Genomic DNA, 26337 nt, shown 5'->3' with positions numbered 1-26337 from the left:
GTCAACCGCGTCAGCCGCGTGCGACCCGGTTCCACAACTGGTGCGTGAGCCCGGAGGACGTGCTGACGGACTCGACCGTGAAGCGTTCCTCCACGCCGGCCAGGTCATCCCAGAGTCGCACGCCTGCTCCGAGGACGACGGGGATGATGATGACGTGGAGGAAGTCGACGAGGTCCGCCTGCAGGAACTCCCGCACCGTGGACGGACCACCGCCGAGGCGCACATCCACGCCCTGTGCCGCAGAACGCGCAAGGCGGAGCGCCTCGTCCGGCGACGCATCCACGAAGTGGAAAGTCGTGCCGTTGTCGAACTCGATCGGCTCCCGCGGATGATGGGTCAGGACGTAGACCGGGGTCCGGAACGGTGGCGCCTCTCCCCACCATCCTTCCCATCCGTCATCGGGCCACGGGCCAGTCTGAGGGCCGAATTTGCGCCGGCCCATGATCTCGGCCCCGATCCCCTGACCCCACATGCTGAACATGGCGTGGTCCACGGTCACCGGGTCGCCGGTCCCCTCGATACCGTGGATGCCGTCGATGACACGGCCGTCGAACCGGCTGAACAGTGCCCCGGCGTCACCGATCGGGTTCTCGAAGGTCACGTGGTCTCCGGCCGCGTAGCCGTCGGAGGACACGAACAGGTTGTGGACTCTCGTACGGACCATCGTCACTCCCGACATATTTCGGTTCACTAATGAAGTGAACTAACTATAGGCCGACCCGGTGCAGGACGCCATGCTGAAGTTCCACCCAGGTGTCGATGCCCATCCGGCCGAGGAATGCATCGTCGTGACTGACCACGATCAGGCCACCGTGATAGTCCTCCAGCGCGGAGACGAGTGCGTCGACGCTGTCGAGGTCGAGGTTGTTGGTCGGCTCGTCAAGTACCAGCAGCTGGTGCGCCGGTTCCGCGAGCAGGATGTGGGCCAGGGCGACCCGGAAACGTTCACCACCGGACAGGTCCCCCACCCGCCGGTGAACCGTATCCTCGCCGAAGAGGAACCGGGCGAGACTCGCACGCACCTGCTCAACCGGTGCATTCGGCGCCGCCGCCCGCACCGTGTCGATGACCGTGGCTTCGTCGTCCAGGTGGTCGAGCCGCTGCGGCAGGTACCCGATCCGGTCGGTGAATGCGGACGCACGGACACCGTGCTGTGCCGCGGTCGAACCGTCATCATCCCGGGCCTGACGGACGAGTGCCCCCAGCAACCGCGTCTTCCCGACACCGTTCTGCCCGGTCAGTGCGAGTCGCTCCGGCCCCTGCAACACCACTGAGGTAGCACGGTCATCACGGAACTCGACCAGGCGCCGCCCGGCCGGCACAACGGGGTCAGGCAGCGTGATCCGGATGACCGACTCGTGGCGGAGCCGCTCCTCCTGCCGCTGTTTCTCACGCTGCGCCGCTGCGACCTTCTCATCCAGCTCACCACGCAGCTTGCCTGCGGAGACTTGAGCCTCGGTCTTACGCTGGTTCATGATCATCTTGGGCTTGCGCTTGTTGACGAAGTCCGTGCGGGCGTAGCGTTGACGGCGTGCCAGCTTCGTCTGGGCGTCCGCCTGTTGGCGTTTCTCCGTCCTGAGTGTCTGTTCTGCGGTGCGCAGCGCTTGTTCAGCGGCCGCCTGCTCCTGCTCCACCTGCTGCCGGTAGTCGCTGTAACCGCCGCCGAACATCTCCAGGTTGCCGAGACGCAGTTCTGCGGTGTCATCCATGAGGTCCAGTAATGTGACGTCGTGACTGACCACGATCAGTGCACCCGGCCATGTCGTCAGCGCGTCATAGAGATCGTGCCGCGCACGCCGGTCAAGGTTGTTGGTGGGCTCGTCGAGCAGGACGACCCCGTCGCTCCGGTTGCGTCGCAAGCGGAGTCCTGCCACGGCCGTCAGGACGGTTTCTCCGCCGGACAACGTCCCGACCGTGCGGTCGAGACCGACAGTCGCGAGGCCGACGTCGTCCAGCGCGGTTCGGGCCTGTGCTTCACAGTCCCACGCCTCGTCGAGGACATCGAAGTGCCGCGTCTCGACCGAGCCTGCCTCAATGGCGCGCAGCGCGTGCAGTGTGTCGGTGACACCGAGAAGATCCGACACCGTCACTTCGGTCGTGAGGGCCAGATTCTGGGGCAGGCAGTCGACGGCACCCCTGGTGGTGACCGTCCCGGCGACCGGTGTCAACTCACCGGTGATGAGCTTGAGCAGGGTCGATTTCCCGGTTCCGTTGGCGCCGACCAGGCCGGTACGCCCGGTACCGAATGCGGCAGAGATGTGGTCCAGGGTGGCGGTGCCGTCAGGCCAGGAGAAGGAAACGTCCGTGAGGACGACGGACGGTTGGGGGGTTACTGACATCGTGGACTCCAGTGGTTGTCAACGGAGGCGTTGACAACGGAGCCGACGACACGGCTACGACGACGTCAACGCACGACGGTGTGCGGGATGACGATCGTCGATCAGCATGAGACGTCCTTCGTCCGGAGAAAAAGTTAAAGGACACCGCGCACCCGCCAGAGCTCGTTGACCCTTGCTGCATTCCTGCCCTGGGGGAGTTCACAAGATGCACGCCGCGCGGCGTCCGGACCTCATGATAGCAACGGAGCCCTCCCGGAGCCAACACGCGTTTCTCCTCGCCCCGACCACAGGACACCCGTCGCTCATTTCTACCGCCCCACCAGCATGTCCACTGACGTTTTGCATCCCGGACGGCGTCGTGTGTATATTTCTCGGCGGAGGATTCGACTAGCGGCCTATGTCACACGCCTGGAACGCGTGCGGGAGTCACATCCCTCAGGGGTTCAAATCCCCTATCCTCCGCCACAGGAATCCCCCGGTCTTCGGACCGGGGGATTCGTCATTCCCTGGATAACCCTGGACAACTCTGGACAACTCTCCACTCCGCGGGGAAGCTGGTCAGCATGCCGACCAGACCACTGAAAACCACCTTCCTGGGTGCCGGAACCATGGGTGAGGCCCTGCTCAACGGATCACTCACAGGCGGCGTCGACCCGGATACGGTGACCGTCACCTCACGCCACCGGGAGCGGGCCGACCAACTCGCGTCGACCTACGGTGTCCACGGCACCACCGACACCGCGGCGGCCGTGGCCGAAGCACAACTGGTCATTGTCGCCCTACCTCCCGACCGCGTACCGGATACCCTCAGATCGCTCGGCGACACTCTGCGTCCTCACACCGTCGTCGTGTCCCTCGCCGACGGTGTCACACTCAGCGACCTGGCCGAGATCCTTCCCGACGGTGTCGGCGTGGTACGGGCGATGCCGAGCCTCACCGCCCGTGTCGGACAGGGACTGACACTCCTGACGGCGCATCCATGCTCTGAGACCCAGCTGGACGACGTCACCTCGTTCTTCAGTCGCTCCGGGGAGGTCCTTCACGTCGAGGAGGGCCAGCAGGCCCGTCTCGCACCGCTGAGCAGCGGCGGCAGCGCCCACATCCTGTATGTCGTCGACGCGATGGTGGAGGCTGCCGCCCTCCGCGGAGTTCCCCGCGACGTGGCCAGGAAGGTCATGACGCAGACATTGACCGGCACCGCCGCGCTTCTGGACAGTCGTGAGGATCTCGCTCCCTCACAGTTGAGGGAGCAGATGTGCGCTCCCGGCGGCGGAGGAATCCGGCGGATCGCAGCGCTCGACCGCCGCGGGGTCCGCTCAGCGTTCCTCGACGCCCTCACCGACTGAACCTGGCGTCCCTCTCTATGCTGGGAAACTATGCAGACTCTTCGGGACGCACTGTCGTCCGACCGTGACCGCGCGGCATTCGACGATCTTTCCGCTGGTCGCCCCACTGTGTGGATCCCCGGTGACGCCGCGCCGACAGGCGACGGAGAGACACTCACCGACCTGCCTGCCCTGGTTGACCGGGCCGAGGCACGCTTCCGCTGGTTCGCCCCGCTGATCGAGGAACTTTTTCCGGGCACACGGGAACTCGGTGGCATCATCGAGTCACCGCTGACCAAGGTCAGCGCGCTCAGCGACGCCCTCTCCCAGGAGTTCGGCCGCCCCGTCCCCCGAAATCTGTGGGTGAAGCGGGACGATGTGCTGGCGGTGAGCGGCTCGGTGAAGTCACGCGGGGGAATTCACGAAGTCCTCGAGACGGCACTCACCGTCGCTGCGGACCTCGGCGTCGACCTGTCACCCGGCCCTACGGTGTTCCTCGAGCGGCCGGTACGCGAGAAGATGGCGACACGACGCATCGTCGTCGGCTCAACAGGGAACCTGGGAATGTCCATCGGCCTGATGGGCGCGGTTCTCGGATTCTCGGTCACCGTGCACATGTCGCACGACGCCAAACAGTGGAAGAAGGACAAGCTCCGGAACTCCGGTGTGGAGGTCGTCGAACACGACACGGACTTCACTGAAGCGGTTCACGCCGGACGCCGCGCCGCCGACGCGGATCCCCGGGCCCACTTCATCGACGACGAGAACTCCCGCAGTCTTTTCGCCGGCTACGCTGTGGCCGGCCGGCGGCTTGTCGGACAGTTGGCCGCGGCGTCAGTCCAGGTCGACGAGGAGCATCCGCTGACCGTGTACCTGCCGTGCGGTATCGGCGGCGCCCCGGGTGGGATCACCTACGGGCTGAGCACTGTCTTCGGCGACAACGTGCGCTGCGTGTTCGTCGAACCGGTGTCAATGCCCGCATTCATGCTCGGTAGGCTCACCGGGTTGGACGACGGCGTCAGCGTCACGGACATCGGGCGCGGAGAGCTCACCGTCGCCGACGGACTGGCGGTCGGCCGCCCCTCCGGCTTCGTCGGAGCGACCGTCGGCGGCCTGATTGCCGGCTACGCCACAGTCACAGACGATGACCTGATGCGGGCCCTCGCACTCGCGTACGACATATCCGCCTTACCCCTCGAGCCCTCGGCGTGTGCGGGCCTGCTGGCTGCCGGGTGTCTCGAGGAGGGAGAGCCCGACAACCCCGGCGCCCACATCGCATGGCTGACCGGTGGCTCCCTCATGCCGGACCATGAATTCGCCGTCCTGCTCGAGGCAGGACGGCGAATGGTGACTGCCGGGACGATCAGCTGACTATCCCAGTGCGCCGGCCTTCCAGTCGTCGACGAAGTCCGGGTTGTCGTCGAGCCACTCGGAGACAGCCTCCTCCATGTTCTCGCCACCGTAGTTGTCTTCGGAGAACATGACGTTCTCCAGAGACGACAGGTGCTCGTCGTCGAGCACCAGGTTCTTCAACAGCTGAGCGACATAGGGGTTGTCGTCGGAGAAGCCGGTACGGGAGAAGTTGTAGATGTTCTCCGCACCTCCCATGGCACCCTTCGGGTCTTCCAGGTCGCGGACGGGGAAAGCATCGTACGCCCAGTGCGGGCGCCACAGGGTGACGGCGATGTCGTCACCGTTGTCGGTGGCACGCTGAAGTTCAGCGAGCATCGCCGGGGTGGAGGAGATCTGGAAGTCGTAGTCCTGCAGGCCGTATTCCGGAATGGCCTCGTCCTGCGTCTGCTTCGTCAACCCGGCGCCGGGATCGATACCGACCAACCGGTTGCCGTAGTCGTCGCCCATGTCGGCGAGATCCGCAATGCTCTGGGCAGGCGAATCCTCGTTCACGGCGATCGTCAGCTTCGCATTGTCGTACCAGCAGCCCTGGGCCTCAAGATCGTCCCCGTACTCGTCGATGTAGGTCTCGTGAGTGATGGGCAGCCAACCGTCCATGAGTACGTCGACGTCACCCTGTGCAACGCCGGTGTAGGCGGGGGCGGCGTCGAAATTGGAGATGGTGACGGTGTAGCCCTCGTCTTCCAGGACATGCTTGACCAGGTGCGAGGCGGCGAAGGACTCGTCCCAGCCGTTGAACGCGGCAATCGTGATGTCTGTGTCGCCGTCGGTGTCGAGGTCGGCGAGGTCCGACGACTCCTCACCTGGGGTGCAGTCCGCGAACTCGGAGGCGGCGCTGGAGTCATCGCCGTCACCGCTGTTGTCGCTTCCGCCGCCTTCATTCTCGGCGCCGCATGCTGAAGCGACGAGTGCCGTCGTCACCAGCAGCGCACCGAGGGACGCAGCCTTACGTCCCCTCGTCAATGTGGTTGTCCGTGCAGTCGTGGTCATGATGTCTCCTCGAGAAAGTCGTGTGGTGATTAGAGTACTGAAATAATCCCGTCTCAGCCGCTCTCCTTCTGCGCCCGCGCCAGCGGCGTCCGACGGCCGAGTCCTGCAGTCACCCGGTCCAGGTAGATCGCCAGGATGACCACGGCGACGCCGGCATTCACCCCGAGCGGGACGTTGAGGGTCTGCAGTGCCTGGGTAACGGGCCCGCCCAGGCCGTCCGCACCGGCCATACCGGCTAGCACCACCATGGACAGGGCCAGCATGATGACCTGGTTGATGCCTGCCATGATCGTGGGCAGAGCCAGCGGCAACTCGATGCGGAACAGGATATGACGCGGAGTCGCGCCGAAGGCGTTGCCTGCCTCCACGGTTTCCTGGTTAACCTGGCGTATCCCCAGTTCAGTGAACCGGACCCCAGGCGGCAGGCAGAAGATCAGCGTGGCGATCATGCCCGGGACCACACCGATACCGAAGATCACCATGATCGGCACCAGGTAGGCCAGGGCGGGCATCGCCTGCATGAAGTCCAGCACGGGTTTGACGATCGCCGACACCGTCGTCGATTTCGCCGCCCAGATACCCACCGGCACCGCGATGACCACGGCAATGACCACCGCTACGAACACCATCGCCAGCGTGTCCATCGTATTGGTCCACTGGTTCACTCCACGGACGACGTAGAAGCCGACGACGGTGAACAGCGCGACCTTCCAACTGGCCGCGGCCCAGGCCAGGGCAGCGAGCACGATGATCATCACCCAGTAGACGGGGGATTCCAGGACGGCGGCGACGCCGTCGTACGCACCGCCGAGTACGGTGCCGATGAAATCCAGCAACCAACTGAAGGCCCGATTGAACCAGTCAATGAAATCAGAGACCCACCGCCCGAGCGGAATGTCGGGATTGAGGAATGAATTCATGGGTCAGTTCACCTTTCCGGCCATCGTCGCCACCAGTGCTCTCGGGTCCACGACGCCGACCAGGGAGCCGTTGTCCATCACCGCCAACGATCCGGCGGCGTCTGCGGCACCGTATGCGTCAGCAGAACGGGCGAACAGGTCCCCCAGCAAAGTGCCCGCATCCACCGTCGGCAGGGAGGACGCTTCCGGACCCGCGTCTGTCATCACGTTGCGCGCCGTCAGGACGCGGGTGCGGTCGATGTCAGCGAGGAAGTCGGCGATGTAGTCGTCGGCGGGGTTCGTGAGAATCTCGTTGGCTGTGCCAATCTGTGCGATACGTCCTGCGCGCATGATCGCGATGCGGTCACCGAGACGCATGGCCTCGTTGAGGTCGTGGCTGATGAAGATGATCGTCTTTCCCAGATCACGCTGTAGTTCAAGCAGCTGCGACTGCATTTCGTTTCGGATCAGGGGGTCGAGCGCGGAGAACGCCTCATCCATGAGCAGGATCTCCGTCTCCGCTGCAAGGGCACGTGCCAGGCCGACACGCTGTTGCATACCGCCGGAGAGCTGCCCTGGCAGGCTGTCACCCCACCCGTCGAGCCCGACCTGTGTCAGCCAGTGGTCCGCCTGCTCCAGCCTCTGCTTCTTATCTACCCCCTGAATTTCCAGGGAGTAGGCGGCGTTGTCGCGGACGGTGCGGTGCGGCAGCAGCGCGAAATGCTGGAAGACCATGGAAATATGCTTCTTGCGGAGTTCCCGGAGCTCGCCGTCCCCCATCTCCGAGATGTTCTTCCCGGCGACATTGATCGTGCCTGCTGTAGGGGTCCACAACCCGTTGATCATGCGGATCAAGGTGGATTTACCGGAACCGGACAGCCCCATGACCACGAAGATCTCACCCTTGTCCACGGAGAAACTCGCGTCAATGACACCAGCGGTCCCAAGGTCCGTCACCTCGCTGCGGTCGGCTCCGTCCTCAAGTCGTCGCACCACTTCAGGGCCGTTCTTCCCGAAGACCTTGTAGACATGTGACGCCTCGACTACACCCATGTTCTTTTCGCCTCCGACGTTCACGGAATTCCTTATGACAGGCTTCCACCATAGAAAACATTGGAGTTCACTGCGAACATTCTGGATAAAAACTGCCAGAGAATTCGTGCGGAACGCGCATCATTTAGCGCGTCTACCAGTCAGTATGACCGAGATCATATCCGGAGACATCGAAGCGAAAAGAGTGGAGAATTCACCCCCCGATATCGGGGAGCACGTCGGGGTAGCCGCGCTCGAGCTCGGCCAGCCACACCCGGGCATTCCCGTCCGACGGGGCGCGCCAGTCCCCCCGCGGCGACAGGGAACCTGCGGGCGACACCTTCGGCCCGTTCGGCACGGCAGTCCGTTTGAACTGGGCGAAGCCGAAGAACCGGCGGAGGAAGGTACGTTCCCAGGTCACGATCGTCTGGAGGTCATAGTCGTAGCGGTCCTCGTCCGGGAACCCTGCAGGCCACTGCCCTTCTCCCGCGTCCTTCCACGCATGCCAGGCGAGGAAGGCGATCGTGGAGGGGCGGGTCCCGCGGAACACGTGCCACAGGGTGAAGTCGTGCAACGCGTACGGCCCGATGGTGTCCTCGGTGGACTGCACCTGCCCGTCTGCACCGGCGGGCACCAGTTCGGGGCTGATTTCAGTGTCGAGCACCGAGCGCAGCACCTCTGCGGCATCCTCCCCGACCACGTTCCCGTCGGCGATGACCCAGCGGATGAGGTGCTGGATCAGCGTCTTGGGCACACCGGAGTTCACCGCGTAGTGGCTCATCTGGTCCCCCACCCCGTAGGTGCACCACCCGAGGGCGAACTCGGAGAGGTCTCCGGTGCCCACCACAATGCCGCCGAGGTGGTTGGCCAGACGGAAGAGGTAGTCGGTGCGCAGACCTGCCTGCACGTTCTCGAAGGTCACGTCGTACACCGGCTCGCCACTACCGGCCGGATGGCCCATCTGCGCGAGCATCTCGGTGGCAGCGGGCCTGATGTCGAGTGTCTCGATCGTCGCGCCCATGGCTTCGGCGAGCTTCACCGCGTTCGATTTCGTGTGGTCTGAGGTGGCGAACCCCGGCATGGTGTACGCCAGGATGTCCGACCGCGGGCGCCCGGTGCGGTCCATCGCACGTGCCACGACCAGCAACGCATGGGTGGAGTCCAGACCACCGGAGACACCGATCACGGGGCGTGGGTTGCCGATGGCCTGCAACCGCTGGACGAGTCCGGACACCTGGATGTTGAAGGTCTCGTAGCAGTCCTGCGCCAGGCGTGCGGGGTCGCCGGGCACGAACGGGAACCGCGCGACGTCCCGGCGCAGCCCCACATCACCCTGTGGCGGATTCAGGGTGAAGGCGACCGTACGGAATGCGGTGTCCGACCGGTCCTGCATCGTCCGACGGTTGTCGTCGAAGGTGCCCTGGCGGATGCGCGCGGCCCGGAGGCCGTGGACATCCACGTCAGCGACACTGACCCGCGGCCCGTCGGGGAAACGTTCCGTCTCCTCGAGCAGCACGCCGCGTTCGTACACCATGGTCAGCCCGTCCCAGGAGACGTCATTGGTGGACTCTCCCTGGCCTGCAGCGGCATAGACGTAGGCCGCCAGGTTCCGCGACGACGCCGACTTCGCCAGCAGGTGCCTGTCATCGGCCCGTTGCACCGTGATCGGGCTTCCCGACAGGTTCAGCAGGACGGTGGCCCCCTGCAACGCCGCGAGCGACGACGGCGGCACCGGGACCCACATGTCCTCACAGACCTCGGCGTGGACGGTCAGTCCTGGCACGTCCTGTGCCTCGAAGAGCAGATCGGTACCGAAGGGTACCTCCGTCCCGCCGATCCGGATGTGCCCACCGCGGACGTCATCACCCGGGGCGTACCAGCGGCGTTCGTAGAACTCCCGGTAGGTCGGCAGGTAGGACTTCGGCGCGACGCCGAGGATCCTCCCCCGGTGGATGACGACCGCACAGTTGTACAGGCGGTTGCCGTGCGCCAGCGGGGCGCCGACGACCAGGACTGGGAAGAGCTTCTCCGACGCCGCGACAAGGGTGCGCAACGCGTCAGTGACCGCGTCGAGCAGGACGTCCTGCATGACCAGGTCGTCGATGGCGTAGCCGGTGAGGCTGAGCTCAGGGAAGACGGCGACGGCGACGTCATCGTCGTGGAGCTGACGGGCGGTCTCGAGGATGACACGTGCGTTCGATGCCGGGTCGGCGACAGAGACCGGAACGGTGGCCGCGGCGACCCTGGCGAAACCGTGCGTGTAGGCACCGGAAGGGGGACTTTCCGGGGCGGTGTGCGCTGCGGAGGATGTTGATGGTCCTGTCGACATGGCCCCCAGTGTGCCACGGGGCTCTCGCCCGACGGAGCAACCCCACAGGCTAGTCGGACCGACCTGTGGGGTTGCTGCGTCGGTGTTCCTGGCCAGCGGTCCGCCGTCGAGCCACCGCGCGTACCGGTGAGCCGTCTCCGTCGACGACAGGCAGCGGGAGCGCAGTGAACTCGACACACGACGGCAGGTTGCGGAGTCCGCGTAGATTCTCGACGATCAGGCGGTCAGTCCCGAGCAGCAGGTCGTGCACAGGCAGCAGGTCGGCACCCGGTGGATCCGGGCTGGCGGTGTCCATCCCGAGTACGTGCATCCCGGAGTCGACCAGCAGTCGGCACACGTCCTCGCCGAGCACCGGATACTCCAGGTAGGCGTCCGTACCCCAGTGGGCGTCCCACCCTGTCGCGATGAGCACGATGCGCGCGGGATGCCACGCTCCCAGATGGGACGGAGTGACGACCTCCCCCGGCGCGAGGCCGGGGACATGCAGGACACTCGCCGCGCCGGTGAGTTCATCCGGGAGGATATCGTCGACGGTACGGCCGCCACGGACCACGTGGGCAGGGGCGTCCAGGTGCGTGCCGGTGTGGGTACCCAGCGAGAGCGAGCGCACAGAGCAACCCTCGGCGGCGACGGTGGCGACTTCCGTGACCGTCACCGTCGGATCTCCCGGGTAGACGGGCATGCCTGACTCAACAGGGTGGGTGAGGTCGAACCACGCGCCGGACATGCTGCTCAGCGTAGTGGGACGCAGGTCACCGCTGGGTCGTGTTGGCGATGTAGAGGTCGCATCGCGCTTCGGAGGCGACCTTGCGGGCGACACTGCCGAGGATGCGTTTGAAACCCTGGACGTGCTTGTTGCCAACGACGATGAGGTCGGCATCGAGTTTCTTCGCCGTGCGCAGAAGGACGTCCGCCGGGGCCCCTTCGCCTGCGGTCGCCTCGACCACCAGCGACGGGTAGGACTCCCGCAGGACGGCGGCGACGGACTCGGCGACCTGTCGTGATGCCTCGGCGAGTCCGTCGGTCAGCTTCTTGTACGCCGCTTGACTGGCCACCCCTGTGCTCTTGGTCCGGATCGAGTCGAGGGCATCGGCACTTGTGGTGCTGTAGGCGGTGCAGAGATGGACCTCGGCTCCCATTCCTTCAGCCAGTTCTGCGGCTTTCATGGCGGCGCTGAGTGCGGTCTGGCTTGAGTCCACTCCTGCCACGATCTTCTTGGCCATCATCTTCCTTTCACTTCCAGGGTGGTTCCCCCGGGGGCCGCACCCGATGTGACGGATCGCGGTCTGGGAAAACGGAGACAGTACTGGGCTCGGGAGTGAGCCGGGATCCCCGCGGCGGGTGTCGTGGTGGTTGCGAGGATACGAGCTCTCAAGCTCCACACCGATGTGATGTGTGATCACAAAACTACATAGAGAACGGCCGACACACAAGGACCTCGTTCAAATATCGGTCACGAACAGTGGATTCCCCTGTATCGACACACGCACGACGACCCCCTGCCTGCTTTGCCCGAGAAACAAGTCCTTGACTCCGCACTGTGTCCTGTGTCACGATCAGACGGTCCTCCGCGGCGGGTGTCACGTCCCGGACGGTACCCACATGAACTTACTGACAACGATCAGTGACTGGATCTGGAACCCACTCGCCTACTTCGCACTGGCAGTCGGCGGATTCTTCACCATCGTCACACGCGGCGTCCAGTTCCGACGCCTCCCCGACATGATCCGCCAACTGCGTCAGAGCAAGACCACCGACGGCGGACTGTCATCGTTCCAGGCCCTCGCACTCACCCTCTCCAGCCGGGTCGGCGTCGGCAGCATCGCCGGCGTGGCGACTGCCATCGCCATGGGAGGCCCGGGCTCCCTCATATGGATCATGGTCACAGGCTTCCTCGGTTCGACCTGTGCCTACGCCGAGGCCGTCCTTGCCCAGGTCTTCAAACGCCGCATCCACGGCGAAGACCGGGGAGGCATGCCCTACTACATCAGGCACGGGCTGCGTGCCCGATGGCTGGCTGCGGCTGTCGCCCTCACCGCGATGATCGGATACGGTTTCGTCTTCCCCGGAATCCAGGCCAACAACATCGCCTCCAGCGCGAACCAGGCTTTCGGTCTAGACCCCTGGATAACGGGTGTGGTGATCACCGCCATCCTCGCGTTCGTCGTCGTCGGCGGCACCCGTCGAGTTGTGCAGGTCGCCCAGACCGTTGTCCCGTTCATGGCGGTCGGATACCTCCTGTTCGCGGTGATCCTCATCGCCATGAACGCCGGAAAGGTGCCGGAGGCGCTTCGACTGATCGTCATGTCGGGCCTGGGCGTGGACCAGATGTTCGGCGGCATCGTCGGTTTCGCCGTCGCCTGGGGCGTTCGTCGTGCAGTTTTCGCCTCTGCCACCGGCTTCGGCGAGGGGACGTTCGCCGCAGCGACCGCTGACGCCAGCCACCCCGGCAAGCAGGGGATCATCCAGGCATTCAGCATCTACATCGACCTGTTCCTCATCTGCATGGCGACGGGCCTGATGATCATCATCACCGACAGCTACCACGTGGTGGATCAGGCCGGCGGTTACCTCGTCAACCATGTACCCGGCGCGATTGCCGGCCCCAACTTCGTGCAGCTGGCCATTGACACCAGTCTGCCGGGCTGGGGCAGCGTCTTCGTCGCCCTGGCGGTCCTGCTGTTCGCCTTCACCTCCCAGGTGTTCTTCTTCTACGTGGCGACGACGAACCTGATCTTCCTGCTCGGCGAGAAGAGCAACCGCTTCTTCGAATGGATCATCAAGCTGGGCGCACTGGCCATTTCCTTCACCGGCTCCGTGGTGAGCGCAGACGCCATGTGGGCCGCCGGAGACATCGGTTACGGACTCCTGGCCTGGTTGAACATGATCTCCGTGGTACTGCTGACCCCCATCGTGTTCAAGGTGGTCCGGGACTACGACCGCCAACGCAAGCTCGGGCAGGACCCCGTCTTCGACCCTGAACCGCTGGGGATCAAGGGAGCACTGTGGTGGGAGACCACGTTCCGGGAGCGCCAGGAGCGGTCCACGGACCCCACGGACTCAGCTCACAGCACCCGGTGACGGCCGATGGGCAGCACCAGCGGCGTCCCTGACACGGGGTCCTCGATGATCCGGGAGTGCAGCCCGAAGACCTTCTCCACCCGTTCCTCGGTGAAGATCTCCGACGGCGCACCCACCGCCTCCACTCCTCCGTCGGCGATCATCACGACCTGGTCGCAGTAGCGCGCTGCAAGGTTCAGGTCGTGCAGCACCATGACGATCGTGATTCCGGCCGAGCCGTTCAGGTCGGTGAGGAGATCGAGTACCTCGACCTGGTGTGCGACGTCCAGGAACGTCGTCGGCTCGTCCAGCAGCATCAGGTCGGTCTGTTGTGCGAGTGCCATGGCGATCCACACGCGCTGGCGTTGTCCACCCGACAGTTCGTCGACGGCCCGGTCCGCCAGGGCCGCGGTCCCGGTGGTGTCCAGTGCGAATGCGACGGCCTCGTCGTCCGCGGCCGACCAGCGCGACATGATGCCCTGGTGCGGGTGCCGTCCACGTCCCACCAGGTCCGCCACGGTGATGCCTTCCGGCGCGATCGGCGACTGGGGCAGCAGGCCGAGCGTCCGGGCGAGTTCCTTGGCGGGACGGGAGTGCACGTCCTTTCCGTCCAACAGGACGTGCCCGGAAGCAGGTTTCAGCAGGCGTGACATCGACTTCAACAACGTCGACTTCCCGCAGGCGTTCGCCCCGATGATGCCGGTGACCTTCCCCGGCAGGACGGAGAGGTCGATGTCGCGGATCACGGTACGGTCGCCGTACCCCAGGGTCAGGTCGTCGACGGTCAGCGTGTGGTGTGTCGTCACAGTGCGCCTCCAGTGGCATTGCGCCGGTTGGTCCGGATGATGAGGTAGATCAGGTAGGGCGCGCCGAGGACACCGGTGATGACGCCGACGGGGTAGCGCGCGTCGAACGCCCACTGTCCGGCGAAGTCGGCGACGAGGACCAGCAGGCCCCCGACGAGGGCAGACGGGATGAGCAGATTGGTTCCCGGCCCGACGAGGCGTGCCGCGATCGGGCCGGAGAGGAAGGCCACGAAGGCGATCGGTCCGGCCGCCGCGGTGGCGAAGGCGATGAGCCCGACGCCGGCGACCACCAGCACCAGCCTGGTGACGGAGACACGGACGCCGAGTGCACCGGCGGTCTCGTCGCCGAGCTGGGTGATCGCGAGGTTGCGCCACTGGGCCAGCAGCACCGGTACCAGGACCACGAGAGCGACGAGAACGAGAAGGACGTCCTCCCAGGTGGCGTTGTTGAGGCTGCCCGTGAGCCAACGCATGGCGGTCTGGGTGTCCCAGGTCTGCGCCGTGGACAACTGCCAGTTCGTCAGACTGGTGAGGATCGCGGACACACCGATCCCCACCAGGATCAGGCGCGTCCCGGCGACCCCACCTTTCCAGGCGAGCGCGAACACCAGGACCGCCACGCCGAGACCGGCGGCAATCGCGAAGGCGGACACACCTGCCTGGCTGAGTGAGAGGGTCAGGATGGCGAACACGGCCGCAGCCGAGGCACCGGAGCTGATTCCGATGATGTCAGGGCTGGCCAGAGGGTTACGCAGCATCGTCTGGAAGACGACGCCGCCGAGCCCGAAGGCCAGGCCGCAGACCACCGCCAGGGATGCGCGGGGCAGGCGGAGGCGCCCGACGGTGAAGCTGGCGCCGGGGACCGTCTCCCCGGTGGCGACACGCCACACGTCCTTCAACGGGTAGACGGTGTGGCCGTAGGACAGGGACACCAGGTACATCGCGACAACAAGGACGGAAAGGACCCCGACGAGGATCCACCAGCGACGGAGGCGTCCCCGGCGTTCGGCGGCGACGGCCGCGACAGTGGACGGAGTGGTCACAGCGCACGCACCTTCTGACGTCGGACGATGGCGATGAATACCGGTGCCCCGATCAGGGCGGTGAGGATACCGACCTCCAGCTCGGAGGGACGGGCGACGATGCGCCCCAGCACGTCTGCGGCAACGAGCAGGACGGCACCGGTCACCGCCGAGAACGGGATCAGCCAGCGGTGGTCGACCCCTACGAGCAGCCGGCAGGCGTGCGGGACGACGAGACCGACGAAGCCGATGGGGCCGGTCACCGCGGTCACCGCCCCGCAGAGGATGACCGCCCCGAGAGCAGCCGCGGCACGGGTCCGCGCGACCCGCTCCCCCAGACCCGCGGCAAGTTCGTCACCGAGGGCGAGGGAGTTCAGGCCGCGGGCCGAGAGCAGGCAGATCAGGAACCCCACCACCAGGAACGGTGCGACGAGCCGGATCGACGCCCAGGTCCCGCCACCGACACCGCCGATCTGCCAGTCCCGTGCCACATCGACGAGGTCGGTCCGGGTCAGCATGATCGCACTGATGAAAGAGGTCAACGCCGCCGCCGTGGCGGATCCGGCGAGGGCGAGTTTCAGTGGCGTGGCGCCACCGTGACCGAGGGAGCCGATGACGTAGACGACGGCAGCGGTGACCGCCGCCCCGGCCATGGCCACCCAGATGAACTCGCCCGGGGTACTGAGACTGAGGTAGGCCATCCCGAGGACGACGGCGAGCGCGGCACCGGTGTTCACCCCCAGGATCCCCGGGTCGGCCAACGGGTTGCGGGTGACTCCCTGCATCACTGCGCCGGTGACACCGAGTGCTGCCCCGGCGATGACCGCCAGGACGGTACGGGGGATGCGGGTGGCGACGGCGGCCTGGTCGAACCCGTCCGCAGCGCCGGCGTAGGCGGCGAGGATGTCCTCGAGGCCGACGCTACGCGAGCCGACCGCCGTGGAGACCGCCATGACCACCACCAGGGCCACGGTGGTGAGAAGCAGCCAGAAGGTGCGCATCGCCGTTGAGCGGCGCAGGCGCTCAGCCGTGTTCCCGGCGGCGCGCGTCGTCGTGCTCGTCGTCATTGCGGGGGCCGGTGTCAGCTCTCGCTCTTGGCGGCGGCGTCGGAGAGGACCTTGACGTAGTCGTCGAGGATGTACGGGATGCCCAACGGGGTGGGCATCGCCGCGGTGCCGAGTTCGTCATTCTCCAGCAGGACGACGGCGTCGTTCTTGATGGCGGGGATCTGCCCGAGCACCGGGTTGTCCTTCATGGCGTCGAGCAGCTCCTGGTCACCGTAGGTGACGATGATGTCGACGTCGTCGAAGACGTCGGCCTGTTCGGTGCTGATGGTGCCGCTGAACGAGTCGTTCTCGTCGGAGAACTTCTTGATGGAGTCCGGTGCTTCCATACCCAGGTCCTCGAAGAACATCGGACGGGTGTCGTGGCTGGTGTAGAAGCTGACCTTGCTCAGGTCGCCGATCTCCACGTGGGTGAGGAACATGGTCTTCTTGCCCTTGATCTCCGGGTGGGCGTCGGCGACCTCGGAGATCTGCGACTCGAGGTCGGTGATGAGGTCCTTGCCCTCGTCCTCCTTGCCGATGGCCTTCGACTCGATCTCGATGTTCTCACGCCACGGAGTACCCCAGGCAACCTGGTCCTTGGGGAAGGGGATCGTGGGCGCAATCTCGGAGAGCTTGTCGTAGTCCTCCTGCTCCAGCCCCGAGTATCCGGCGAGGATCACGTCCGGCGCGGTGTCGGAGACCGCCTCGAAGTCGATGCCGTCGGACTCGTCGAACAGCACAGGCTCGTCGTCGCCGCTGACGCCGAGCTCGTCGAGCTGCTCCTGCACCCAGGGCAGGACGTCGGAGCCACCGAAGTTCGCCTTGGCCATGCCCACCGGGACCACGCCGAGTGCCAGGGGAACTTCCTGGTTCTCGAACTGGACGGTGGCGACGCGCTCCGGGGTGCCGTCGATCTCCGTGGTGCCGAATGCGTGCTCGATGGTGATGGTGTCACCCGAGCCGTCGCCGGAACCATCGCTTCCACCGTCGTCGGAGGAGCAGGCGGTCAGGACGAGACCGAAGACGGCGAGCAGGGAGAACAGCAACGTACGAAGCGGTGTGCCCCGGAGTGGTGTGCGGGTCATGGGGTCGAACCTTTCGGCGGAAGGGAAACGTCAGAAGTGCCACGCCCGAATAAGGCATGCCTGCTCAAAGTAGCTTTGAGGGTACCCTGTTCGCAATCACGCATTCAGGACAGAGCATTTCGCGGATCGGACACCGGGCCGTCACTGCTCCGGAGACCTGAACTGCCCCGGTGTCAGGCCTGTCGCACGTCGGAACGCGGTGATGAACGCACTCGCCGACCGGTACCCGACCTGCTCCGCCACCTCGGCGATCTCATCCCCCGCACCGAGCAGCACCACCGCATGCTTCATTCTCGCCATCGCGATCCACCTGCTGAAACCCAGCCCGGTCTCCGCCTCAAACGTGCGGGTGATGGTCTTCGTGCTCACTCCGAGCCGGGTCGCCCAGACACTCAACGTGGTCTGATCGGCCGGACAGTCACGCATCCTCTCCACGATCGGGCCGAGCAGTTCCGAGGTCGGCATCGAGAGGACGAGCTCCCGCTCGGACGGTGTGATGACGTCGAGGATCATCCGCTCGGTCAGCTCACGGGAGCGCCCGCCGAGCCCTGTGGTGCCGAGCCGGTCGATGAGGAGCCCGAGCAGCGGCGTGAGCTCCACGGTGACCGGGTCCTCCCCCAACGCCGGGGTGTCGACGGTGAAGTGGACGGTGCGCTGACGTGAACCTGCGTGAGCACGTCCGGTGTGCACCAGCCCGGCGGGAATCCACAACGCCACACCCCCTGCGATCGTCCATACGCGCTGGCCGACACTCACGGCACCGGAGCCGTAGTCGTGCCAGAGGAGTTCGTGGGTGGGGTGCGAGTGCTCGCCCCAGACAGTGTCCCGGACAAAGACCTCGTCCCACCCGAACGCCCGGACGTCGAAGCTGAGCTCACCTGCCCGGTAGAACGGCAGACTCCTGCTCTCCACCGTCACCGGTCGGCGTCCTGTGCGAGGTGTTCCATAGTGCCAGTAACTTAGTATAGGCTTCGCTTCCATGACAACTTTCCCCGCACAAAGTCGCCGCCGACGCGGCACCGCCGCCGTCGCGCTCCTCCTCGCAGCCACCGTCCTGACCGCCTGCTCCGACAACGATGATTCCGGATCAGCGTCAGAGACAACCACGTCGGGTCCCGTGGCGGTGACCCACTCGATGGGGACGACCGAGGTGCCGAGGAACCCGGAGAAAGTCGTGAGTTTTTCACCGGCGTGGACCGACGCCTTCAGCGCCCTGGGCAGCCCCGTGGACATCGAGTACCGCATCGACGGCTACGACGACGACAAACCCTGGGCGACCAACGATTCAGGACAGGTCGAGACCTACTCCGCAGATGCGACCGGACGGAGCGACAACAGCGAGGACATCGCCGCGGAGGACCCGGACGTCATTTTCGTGAGCTACGTTCCCGACCAGGCCACCTACGACAAGCTCAACGCCATCGCGCCCACCGTCGCGGTCGTCGGGGACAACACGCAGTCGGACGACTGGCGTGAGGTCACCGAGCTGGCCGGCGAGATCCTGGACCGGTCCGAGGACGCCGCTGACCTGATCCAGTCCGTGGACGACAAGATCGCCGGGACGAAGGACGCCCACCCCGGGCTCGACGGCGCCAGCGCCGCGTTCGGACAGATCAGTGAGCAGGGGCTCGCCGTGGTCACCGACGACAATGATCCGGCGAACACGTTCCTGAGTGACCTGGGCATGAGCGTTCCCGAGGAGATCAGGTCCGCCAGCCAGGACGGCTCACGTGCCTTCATCGCCGAGGAGAACATCGACATGCTGAACACCGACTTCCTGGCGATGTGGGCTATCGGGGTCACTCCGTCGGACCTCAAGGGGTGGGTCCAGCTCACTGCGGTCAGGAGCGGGGCTGCCTACCTGCCTGACCAGACGTCCGCCATGGCACTGAGTCAACCGACGGTTGCCTCCGTGCCGTGGACCGTGGACGAGCTCGACGAGAGTTTCGCGGCGGTGGACGAGGCCCGCTCCTGACGGCCATTCACCCGCGCCGACGTGTCCCGTGCTCTAGCGTTGGCTCCATGACTGGTCTTCCCACCCTCACCATCACCGACGGTCCCACACGGATCGCCCACGTCCGGCTCAACCGTCCGGACAAGCTGAACTCCCTCACGCTCGAGATCCTCGACGAACTGGTGTCGATCACCCGGCGCATCCGCAAGGACCGCACCATCCGTGCGGTGATCGTCTCCGGGGAGGGCCGCTCCTTCAGCGCGGGCCTGGACTTCGCGTCTGCGATGAAGAAGCCCTCGTCGATGGTGTCGTCGTTCCTGTCCCGTCCGTGGCGCGGGACGAACCAGTTCCAGGAAGCGTGCTGGGGCTTCCGTCGTCTGCCGGTCCCGGTGATCGCCGCGGTACACGGACACTGTTTCGGTGGCGGCCTGCAGCTGGCACTCGCCGCGGACTGGCGGTTCACCACCGCCGACGCCCAGTGGAGCATCCTCGAGTCGAAGTGGGGTCTGATCCCGGACATGTCGGGCATGCAGACGCTGCCCCAGCAGCTGCGGGCGGACGTCCTGAAGAAACTGACGATGACCGGGGAGGTCTTCGACGGTCGTACCGCAGTCGAGTACGGCCTGGCCAGCGAGGTTTCCGAGAGTCCGGTCGAGGACGCCGAAAAGCTTGCCGCCGTGATCGCGACGCGCTCCCCTGACTCTGTCGCCTACACCAAGAAGCTCGTGGACGAGACCTGGTCACGCGGCCCCTACGCCACTTTCCTGCGGGAACGTCTGCGTCAGTTCCGGCTGCTCGCCGCGGAGAACACCCGCGTAGCGCAGAAGGCGGCGGCGAAGAAGACCGCGCCCGTGTTCCAGCGGCGCGGCGTGCGCTAACCCTCCCACGTGACCGGCTCACGGGACAACAGCGCCGGATCGTGCAGTGCACCCTCCCCGATCGACCGGTCAATCCATGCGCGTGCGGTGCGTCCCTTCTCCTCCAGCGTGTCCCCCGGCATCTCCCGCAGCGTGACCGCCCCGTCCCGCTTCGCCAGCCGGTCACCGGTCGGCCCCAGCACCAGGGGGACATGCACGTACTCCACCTCGGGAAGTTCCAGCAGGTGCGCCAGGTACGCCTGCCGTGGTGCGGAACTCAACAGGTCGTCACCGCGGACGACCTGGTCGACGCCCGCCAGGGTGTCATCGACTACGACGGCGAGATTGTAGGCGAAGCCCACGTCGGCACCACCCTGGCCGCCCCGTCTGAGCACCATGTCGTCGACGTCACCGGTGTAGTGCCCGCCGTCGACGGCGAAAGCCTCCCGCACCGTCCACTCGCTGACCTGGGCACGCAACCGCAGTGACGGGACGCGGCCCTCGGCGGCGAGGGCGTCCCGACGCCGTTCCCGCTCGGCGTCATCCAGGTCGCGGCAGGTGCCGGGATAGTGCCCCGGGACGACGTGCGGAGCACGTGCTGCCTCGCGGATGTCCTTGCGGGAGCAGTAGCACTCGTAGACCAGACCGTCCTCCTGGAGTCGTTCCAGGGCCACGTCGTACCGGTCGACGGTCTCCGACTGCCGTGCCACCGCCCCATCCCAGTGGACACCGACGGCCTCAAGGTCCTCGAGCTGGCGGTAGGCGGAGATCTCCGAGGACCGTGACGCGTCGATGTCATCGATACGCAGGACGAACCCGCGTCCCGTGGCACCCGCCCAGGCTTCGGCGAGCACGGCGGTGCGCAGGTTGCCGAGGTGCAGGTCGCCGCTGGGGCTCGGCGCGTAGCGGCCGTTGGTGCGGGAGTCCGTCATGGCATTCAGGATAACGCGCGCGTCGCCGAGTGCCGTTCCGCCGATACCTCGGCCCTCCCCCACGGAAAAGGTGTGCGATGCTGGATCACACACCTTGCGACGGGAGGCGCCATGAGCGACTACAGATCCACGCGCAGCACGATCACGGGCGTAACCCTGTGGCGGGCAGTACGGGATGAATCACATCAGGGCATTCTTCCAGACGGCGTAATGGACCTGATGTGGTTCCAGGACGAGTTGGTCGTCGCCGGTCCCGACACGCACTGCGTGTCTATCCCGGTAAGCGTCGGCGACTCGACATGGGGGCTACGCTTCGACCCGGGAGTAGCGCATGCCCTACTCCGGATCTCCGTCCGGGAACTACGCAATGAACGCGTCCCGCTGGTCGACATCGTCCCAGTCCCCCCAATCCACCCGCAGCGGCTCGAAGACATGTTCATCGCACTGTGGGACCATGCACGCCCGGACGCCTGCGCTCTGCGCCTGGCCACCTCAATCGACCGGGCCGCACGGAACGGCGAAACCGTCCAGCAGATCGCGGCACGACACGAGATGTCGGAACGCTCACTGCGCAGGCTGTGCGATGCGGAATTCGGCTATGGCCCCAGCATGCTATCGCAGATCCACCGTTTCCAGGCGGCCCTCCATCTTCTGCGGGAAGGAGTACCGCCGGGTGAGGTTGCGAGTTCCACAGGATATGCTGACCAGGCACACCTATCTCGCGAGATGAAGCGGTTCGCTGACCAGACACCATCGCAGATTGCACACACACCAGCCATGGCCGATTCCTTCAAGACACCAGGTCGCCCCCACGGGACAATGGCATCATGAGCATCGACCTCACACTTGCCTCCCAGTTCATGACCTCCCACGCACGTACCCTCGACAGACACCGGTTCGAGATACTGACCACCGGTTCCGGCCATGACGCGGTCGTCCGTGCCCTCGGCGCCTACCGCAACGACGACGGCGGCTACGGCTGGGGGCTGGAGCCCGACCTACGTGCACCAGAGAGCCAGCCGGCGGGGGCGTTGCACGCCCTCGAAGCACTGGTCAGCGCGGCCCCTGCGCTATCACCACACACGGTCGATCTCCTCGACTGGTTGGAGTCAGTGACTTTGCCCGACGGTGGCCTCCCCTTCGCCCTCCCCCTCGCCGACCCCACTGCCTGCTCACCATTCTGGGTGAACGCCGACCCGATGGTGTCGTCGCTGCAGATCACGGCCGCAGTGGCAGCGCAGGCACACCTGCTCGCACACAGCGATGACAGGGTGCGGGACCACCCGTGGCTCTCGACAGCCACGCAGTACTGCATCAATGCGATCCACGATCTGAATAAGCTTCAGGACCCTCCATTCGCCTACGTCCTTTCCTTCGCCCTGCAATTGCTCGACGCCACAGGTGACGCGTCCGACCAGATCAGGACACTGGGACGATTCGTGCCGTCGGACGGTGCGGTCCCGGTCACCGGAGGGGCGGAAGGCGAGACGCTGCGGCTCCTCGACATCTCCCCCTTCCCTGATCAGCCGGTCCGCGAACTGTTAGACACCGCTGCCCTCGAGGACGACCTGGACCGACTGGAGCGGTCGCAGTGCACCGACGGCGGGTGGCCCGTCGACTTCACCAGCTACTCGCCCGCCGCTTCCCTGGAGTGGCGTGGCCACGCGACGGTGCGCGCGGTCGAGGTGCTCCGCGCCAACGGCCACTGACCGGCAGCTCCCAGGTGCCGGACAGGGAGCGCAGGTAGCGTTGGTGTGGTCCACCTATCCGTCACCAGGCGCATGGAGGCGCTGACATGGGATATTCTCACCAGAACCGATACGACGGCTCCCCGGATCCGGCGGCGCTGTGGAACCTGCTCGAGAACGTGCGGGGATACCTGCCGTTCCCTGCGCCGGCCACGACGCAGGAGCAGGCCCGCCGCACGTCCCGACCCCGCCGGAGTGTGCACGCGACCGTGCTCGGCGTCCTCGCGGACGGGCCGCGCCACGGCGGTCAGGTCGTCCGCGAGATCGCCGACAGTCACGGCGCACAGGACGGCCATGAACCACCGGGGGCCGCGGAGATCTACCCGGAGCTGCAGCTCCTCGTCGACGAAGGGTTGGCCACCGTGGAGGAGTCCGACGGCCGTCGGACCTACACGCTGACCGACGCAGGACGTGCGGAGGCCGACGACGTCACGGAGGACGACGCCACCCCGGCACCGTGGGACGCGTTCACCCGGATCTTCGACGGCCGTGGGGAACTGCCGAAATCCGGGGTGAAGCTCGGCCAGGCGGTGCACCAGATCGGCATCAGCGGCACCGAGGACCAACGACGTCGTGCCACTGCCCTGCTCGACGAGACCCGCCGTCAGATCTACGGCATCCTCGCCGAGGACAACGGTGTCGACGGTGTCGACCGTGCCGACGGTGTCCCGGAAGACTGACCGCCGGAGCGACCGGAGAGCTCTCCGCCGCCGTTACCGGCGCATCACCACCTTCGGTCTGCGGCTGATGGTGCAGATGTGGTGGTTCGAGATCGTGCTGCCACGTCTCGGCCTGCGCAGGCTCAGCCAGCGCGGCCAGGAGCGCCGGTTCGTCCGTGCGGCCGCCCGCTTCCGCGTCCTGGCCACCGGGCTCGGCGGACTGATGATCAAGGTCGGCCAGTTCATGTCGACCCGGATCGACATTCTGCCGTCGTCGGTCACCGACGAACTCGCCGAACTGCAGGACAAGGTTCCGGCGGAGGATGCAGCCGCCATGATCGCGCTGGCCGAGTCTGACCTGGGTATGCCACTCACGCGGGCGTTCGACGCATTCTCACCACAGCCGTTGGCGGCGGCCTCCCTGGGCCAGGCGTACAGGGCCCGGTTGCGGGCGCAGGACGCCGCGGACGTCGGCTTCACCGACGTCGTGGTGAAGATCCAACGGCCGGGTATCGCCGATATCGTCGACGTCGATCTGGCTGCCCTGCGCCGCATCGCCGCGTGGCTGTCACGGATCCGGTTCATCGCCACCCGGGCCGACGTACCGGCTCTGGTCGAGGAGTTCGCCCGCACCAGCTACGAGGAGATCGACTACCTGCACGAAGCGGCGGAAGCAGATGCTTTCCGCACAAGTTTCCGGGCAGACTCCCCGCTCGTGGACGCCCCGACGGTCGTGTGGGAGCGCAGCACCCGACACGTCCTGACCCTGCAGGATGTCACGGCGATCAAGATCAGTGATGTCGACGGCCTGCGCTCCGCCGGTATCGACCCGTCGGCGGTGGCCGAGCGGCTCGCCGAGTCGATGTTCACGCAGCTCTTCGACACCGGCCATTTCCATGCCGACCCTCACCCGGGAAATATCTTCGTCACCCCGGACGACGCCGGTGCCACCGACGGGTTCCGTCTGACTTTCATCGATTTCGGGATGACCGGCACCGTCGATGACGAGCTGAAGTCGGAGCTCCAGGACCTGGTGGTCGCGGTGGGGATGCAGGACGGACCGGGCATGGTCGACGCCATGAAACACCTGGGTGTGCTGCTCCCGACCGCGGACACGGCGGAACTGCAGGTGGCGATGACCGAGCTCTTCGCCCGCTTCGGCGGGATGGGGGTCATGGACCTGCAGCATGTCGACCCCCGCGAGTTCGAGGATTTCGCCAGACGGTTCCGTGACGTCATCCGCTCGATGCCGTTCCAGTTGCCGGAGAACTTCCTGCTGATCATGCGGGCCGTGTCGATGCTCTCCGGACTGTGTTCCACGCTGGACCCCCGATTCAACATCTGGGATTCGGTGGAGCCCTTCGCCGCGCGGCTGATCAGGGAGCGGGCCGGTTCCTCGGCGAAGGACCTGGCGCACCGTGCGCTCACCACGACGGTGACCACCGCCCGGGTACTCGGCCGTCTGCCCCGACGCCTGGACAATGCGATCACGATGATCGCGAGTGGTGACCTCTCGGTCAACACGCCGCAGGTCGAACGGCAGCTCAAACGTCTGGAACGCGCGGCAGTGCGCGTCGTCGCCGCGATCATCTTCGTCGGGCTCGTCATCGGCGGCGCGGTGCTCCGCAGCAGTGCCGACGGTGGCGTCGCCTTCGGCATCGGTACGTCCATGATGGTGATCTCGGCGATGCCGTTCCTGTACGCGCTGGTGGGCGGTCGTGGGACCGGGTAGTCTTCCCGGTCATGGCTGACCATGTCCGCACCGCGGCACGGGTGGTGCTCCTCGACCCGTCGTCCCGCGTCCTGCTCTTCGAGGGCCGGGATCTTTCCGACGCCACCGACACCGTGCGGTTCTGGTTCACGGTCGGCGGGGGCTGCGAGGACGGCGAGACGCTGCACGGTGCTGCCATCCGGGAGCTCCGTGAGGAAACGGGTCTGGAGGGGCTTGAGCTCGTCGGCCCGTTCCACCGTAGGGAATTCGATTTCACCGACCATGGTGTGGCCCGACATCAGGTCGAGCACTTCTTCGCAGCCCGTGCACCGGCGTCTCGGTGGAGTCCCGGTGGGTGGACGGAGCTGGAGAGGGCCGCGATGGTCACGGCCCGGTGGTGGAGCGTGGCGGAACTCCGTGAGACGGAGGTGCGGTACTTCCCCGAGGACCTCCCGGAGCTTCTGTCTCAGGCAGCGGAGCTCGTCTAGCCTTCAGTTTCGAACTCCTGTTCTATTTATTGTTCGTTCCTGGTTTTGGTGTACCACTGATGCGATACAGTGTTCGTATCCAAGGAGGGGACACCATGACCAGCAGCTACACCACCGAACCCACCACCGGCGAGTCCTACACCACCCTGGCCACCCGCTTCGCCGTGGCCGTCAACACCGCCGAACTCGACCTCGTGGCCTTTCTGACCACCATCCCGGCAGACACCCGCCACTCCACCGCCCTGGCCGTACGACGCAGAACACCGCGTGAAGCCCACCGCTACACCCACGCCGCCGACCTGGCCGCACGCATGCCCGACCTGTTCCACTCGTTCCGTGCCGACGGGCGCTATTCGGTCGATCACCTGGATGCGATCTGGACCCGGATCAACCGGCACACCCGCGCTCTGGCCACCACCGGGACGCAGATACCCACCACCGCCGACACCGTCGACACCGCCGACGCCGCTGACGCCGTCGATGCCGCTGTCGCCCTGGGCGTGGCCGACTGGGTCCAGAGCACCGGTATCACCTGCCACACCGCCCTGGCCGATGTCACCGACGAGGTGCTGTGCCGGGTGGCCCCACTGATCGTGCAGGACACCGAGACCCAAGAGGCCGGTGCGGTGTCGTTGACCCGCC

At 66.0% G+C, this 26337-nt stretch carries 24 protein-coding genes, 1 tRNA gene, 1 other RNA gene and 1 pseudogene; 12 read left to right on the top strand and 15 right to left on the bottom strand.

From position 1 onward, the window contains the following. Window positions 1-10: 10 nt before the first annotated feature. From BJF89_RS08035 to ffs, 3 genes are all read right to left on the bottom strand, one after another. Entirely contained in the window at window positions 11-664 is a 654-nt protein-coding gene (locus tag BJF89_RS08035) for a dihydrofolate reductase family protein (protein WP_075813871.1), read from the bottom strand. Between the two features lie 43 nt (window positions 665-707). After that, window positions 708-2339 carry an ABC-F family ATP-binding cassette domain-containing protein gene (locus BJF89_RS08030; RefSeq protein WP_075813869.1) on the bottom strand — a complete coding sequence of 544 codons (1632 nt, stop codon included), beginning with the start codon at window positions 2337-2339 and terminating at the stop codon, window positions 708-710. 132 nt (window positions 2340-2471) lie between these two features. Continuing rightward, window positions 2472-2568, bottom strand: an RNA gene (ffs, locus tag BJF89_RS08025) — signal recognition particle sRNA small type. 147 nt (window positions 2569-2715) lie between these two features. Here ffs and BJF89_RS08020 point away from each other — a divergent pair. The 3 genes from BJF89_RS08020 (at window position 2716) to BJF89_RS08010 (ending at window position 5035) form a co-directional block, all read left to right on the top strand. Continuing rightward, window positions 2716-2804, top strand: a tRNA-Ser gene (locus tag BJF89_RS08020). Window positions 2805-2902: 98 nt separating this feature from the next. Then, the gene (locus BJF89_RS08015; protein WP_075813867.1) at window positions 2903-3685 is read left to right on the top strand and encodes a pyrroline-5-carboxylate reductase; all 783 of its coding nucleotides are present in this window, start codon (window positions 2903-2905) and stop codon (window positions 3683-3685) included. A gap of 30 nt (window positions 3686-3715) precedes the next feature. Further along, on the top strand, window positions 3716-5035 hold the full coding sequence (locus BJF89_RS08010) for a D-serine ammonia-lyase (protein ID WP_075813865.1): 1320 nt from the start codon (window positions 3716-3718) through the stop codon (window positions 5033-5035). Here BJF89_RS08010 and BJF89_RS08005 read toward each other — a convergent pair whose 3' ends face one another. From BJF89_RS08005 to BJF89_RS07980, 6 genes are all read right to left on the bottom strand, one after another. After that, on the bottom strand, window positions 5036-6067 hold the full coding sequence (locus tag BJF89_RS08005) for a glycine betaine ABC transporter substrate-binding protein (RefSeq protein WP_139311943.1): 1032 nt from the start codon (window positions 6065-6067) through the stop codon (window positions 5036-5038). Between the two features lie 53 nt (window positions 6068-6120). Continuing rightward, on the bottom strand, window positions 6121-6987 hold the full coding sequence (locus BJF89_RS08000; RefSeq protein ID WP_075813863.1) for a proline/glycine betaine ABC transporter permease: 867 nt from the start codon (window positions 6985-6987) through the stop codon (window positions 6121-6123). 3 nt (window positions 6988-6990) lie between these two features. Then, window positions 6991-8019 (bottom strand): glycine betaine/L-proline ABC transporter ATP-binding protein, encoded by a 1029-nt coding sequence (locus BJF89_RS07995; protein WP_083650621.1) that lies wholly within the window; start codon window positions 8017-8019, stop codon window positions 6991-6993. Window positions 8020-8212: 193 nt separating this feature from the next. Beyond that, window positions 8213-10327, bottom strand: coding sequence for an NAD(+) synthase (locus BJF89_RS07990; RefSeq protein ID WP_075813861.1), 2115 nt, complete (start codon window positions 10325-10327; stop codon window positions 8213-8215). A gap of 49 nt (window positions 10328-10376) precedes the next feature. Then, a complete protein-coding gene (locus BJF89_RS07985; RefSeq protein ID WP_075813859.1) occupies window positions 10377-11054 on the bottom strand; it encodes a cyclase family protein in 678 nt (225 codons plus the stop codon). A gap of 25 nt (window positions 11055-11079) precedes the next feature. Then, window positions 11080-11553 (bottom strand): universal stress protein, encoded by a 474-nt coding sequence (locus BJF89_RS07980; protein WP_255372538.1) that lies wholly within the window; start codon window positions 11551-11553, stop codon window positions 11080-11082. A 376-nt stretch (window positions 11554-11929) separates the two neighbouring features. On the opposite strand from BJF89_RS07980, the gene BJF89_RS07975 reads away from it, so the two are divergent. Beyond that, window positions 11930-13408, top strand: a complete 1479-nt coding sequence (locus BJF89_RS07975) for an alanine/glycine:cation symporter family protein (RefSeq protein ID WP_075813855.1) — start codon at window positions 11930-11932, stop codon at window positions 13406-13408. Here BJF89_RS07975 and BJF89_RS07970 read toward each other — a convergent pair. The 5 genes from BJF89_RS07970 to BJF89_RS07950 form a co-directional block, all read right to left on the bottom strand. Then, window positions 13393-14193 (bottom strand): ABC transporter ATP-binding protein, encoded by an 801-nt coding sequence (locus BJF89_RS07970; RefSeq protein WP_075813853.1) that lies wholly within the window; start codon window positions 14191-14193, stop codon window positions 13393-13395. The two genes, BJF89_RS07975 and BJF89_RS07970, sit on opposite strands and share 16 nt — an antisense overlap. Then, window positions 14190-15236 carry an iron chelate uptake ABC transporter family permease subunit gene (locus BJF89_RS07965; RefSeq protein ID WP_075813851.1) on the bottom strand — a complete coding sequence of 349 codons (1047 nt, stop codon included), beginning with the start codon at window positions 15234-15236 and terminating at the stop codon, window positions 14190-14192. Before BJF89_RS07965 ends, BJF89_RS07970 begins: the two co-directional genes overlap by 4 nt. Further along, window positions 15233-16282 carry an iron ABC transporter permease gene (locus tag BJF89_RS07960; protein WP_075813849.1) on the bottom strand — a complete coding sequence of 350 codons (1050 nt, stop codon included), beginning with the start codon at window positions 16280-16282 and terminating at the stop codon, window positions 15233-15235. Before BJF89_RS07960 ends, BJF89_RS07965 begins: the two co-directional genes overlap by 4 nt. Window positions 16283-16296: 14 nt before the next feature. After that, on the bottom strand, window positions 16297-17346 hold the full coding sequence (locus BJF89_RS07955) for an iron-siderophore ABC transporter substrate-binding protein (protein WP_075813847.1): 1050 nt from the start codon (window positions 17344-17346) through the stop codon (window positions 16297-16299). A 141-nt stretch (window positions 17347-17487) separates the two neighbouring features. Continuing rightward, the gene (locus BJF89_RS07950) at window positions 17488-18264 is read right to left on the bottom strand and encodes an AraC family transcriptional regulator (protein WP_255372537.1); all 777 of its coding nucleotides are present in this window, start codon (window positions 18262-18264) and stop codon (window positions 17488-17490) included. 61 nt (window positions 18265-18325) lie between these two features. Between BJF89_RS07950 and BJF89_RS07945 the strand changes: the two genes are divergently transcribed. Further along, on the top strand, window positions 18326-19321 hold the full coding sequence (locus BJF89_RS07945; RefSeq protein ID WP_075813845.1) for an ABC transporter substrate-binding protein: 996 nt from the start codon (window positions 18326-18328) through the stop codon (window positions 19319-19321). Between the two features lie 47 nt (window positions 19322-19368). Further along, entirely contained in the window at window positions 19369-20178 is an 810-nt protein-coding gene (locus tag BJF89_RS07940) for a crotonase/enoyl-CoA hydratase family protein (RefSeq protein WP_075813843.1), read from the top strand. Here the strand turns inward: BJF89_RS07940 and gluQRS are convergent. Continuing rightward, window positions 20175-21089, bottom strand: a complete 915-nt coding sequence (gene gluQRS / locus BJF89_RS07935; RefSeq protein ID WP_075814323.1) for a tRNA glutamyl-Q(34) synthetase GluQRS — start codon at window positions 21087-21089, stop codon at window positions 20175-20177. The two genes, BJF89_RS07940 and gluQRS, sit on opposite strands and share 4 nt — an antisense overlap. Before the next feature lie 111 nt (window positions 21090-21200). Here gluQRS and BJF89_RS07930 point away from each other — a divergent pair, with 111 nt between their 5' ends. The 6 genes and pseudogenes from BJF89_RS07930 to BJF89_RS07905 all read left to right on the top strand — a co-directional run. Next, window positions 21201-21920 carry an AraC family transcriptional regulator gene (locus tag BJF89_RS07930; RefSeq protein ID WP_083650584.1) on the top strand — a complete coding sequence of 240 codons (720 nt, stop codon included), beginning with the start codon at window positions 21201-21203 and terminating at the stop codon, window positions 21918-21920. Then, on the top strand, window positions 21917-22798 hold the full coding sequence (locus tag BJF89_RS07925) for a hypothetical protein (protein ID WP_075813839.1): 882 nt from the start codon (window positions 21917-21919) through the stop codon (window positions 22796-22798). Before BJF89_RS07930 ends, BJF89_RS07925 begins: the two co-directional genes overlap by 4 nt. Window positions 22799-22884: 86 nt before the next feature. Beyond that, window positions 22885-23517 (top strand): PadR family transcriptional regulator, encoded by a 633-nt coding sequence (locus BJF89_RS07920; RefSeq protein ID WP_075813837.1) that lies wholly within the window; start codon window positions 22885-22887, stop codon window positions 23515-23517. Then, window positions 23501-25228, top strand: coding sequence for an AarF/ABC1/UbiB kinase family protein (locus BJF89_RS07915; protein ID WP_075814321.1), 1728 nt, complete (start codon window positions 23501-23503; stop codon window positions 25226-25228). The genes BJF89_RS07920 and BJF89_RS07915 overlap by 17 nt, the downstream gene beginning before the upstream one ends. 11 nt (window positions 25229-25239) lie before the next feature. Beyond that, complete coding sequence (locus BJF89_RS07910) at window positions 25240-25695, top strand: NUDIX hydrolase (protein WP_075813835.1); 456 nt, start codon at window positions 25240-25242, stop codon at window positions 25693-25695. A gap of 95 nt (window positions 25696-25790) precedes the next feature. Then, window positions 25791-26337: pseudogene (locus BJF89_RS07905) on the top strand (HNH endonuclease); the annotation flags it as partial.

The organism is Corynebacterium sp. CNJ-954 (assembly GCF_001942345.1).
GTDB lineage: Bacteria > Actinomycetota > Actinomycetes > Mycobacteriales > Mycobacteriaceae > Corynebacterium.
Note: the sequence above shows the minus strand (reverse complement) of the source record. Positions and strands in the feature narration are given on the sequence as shown.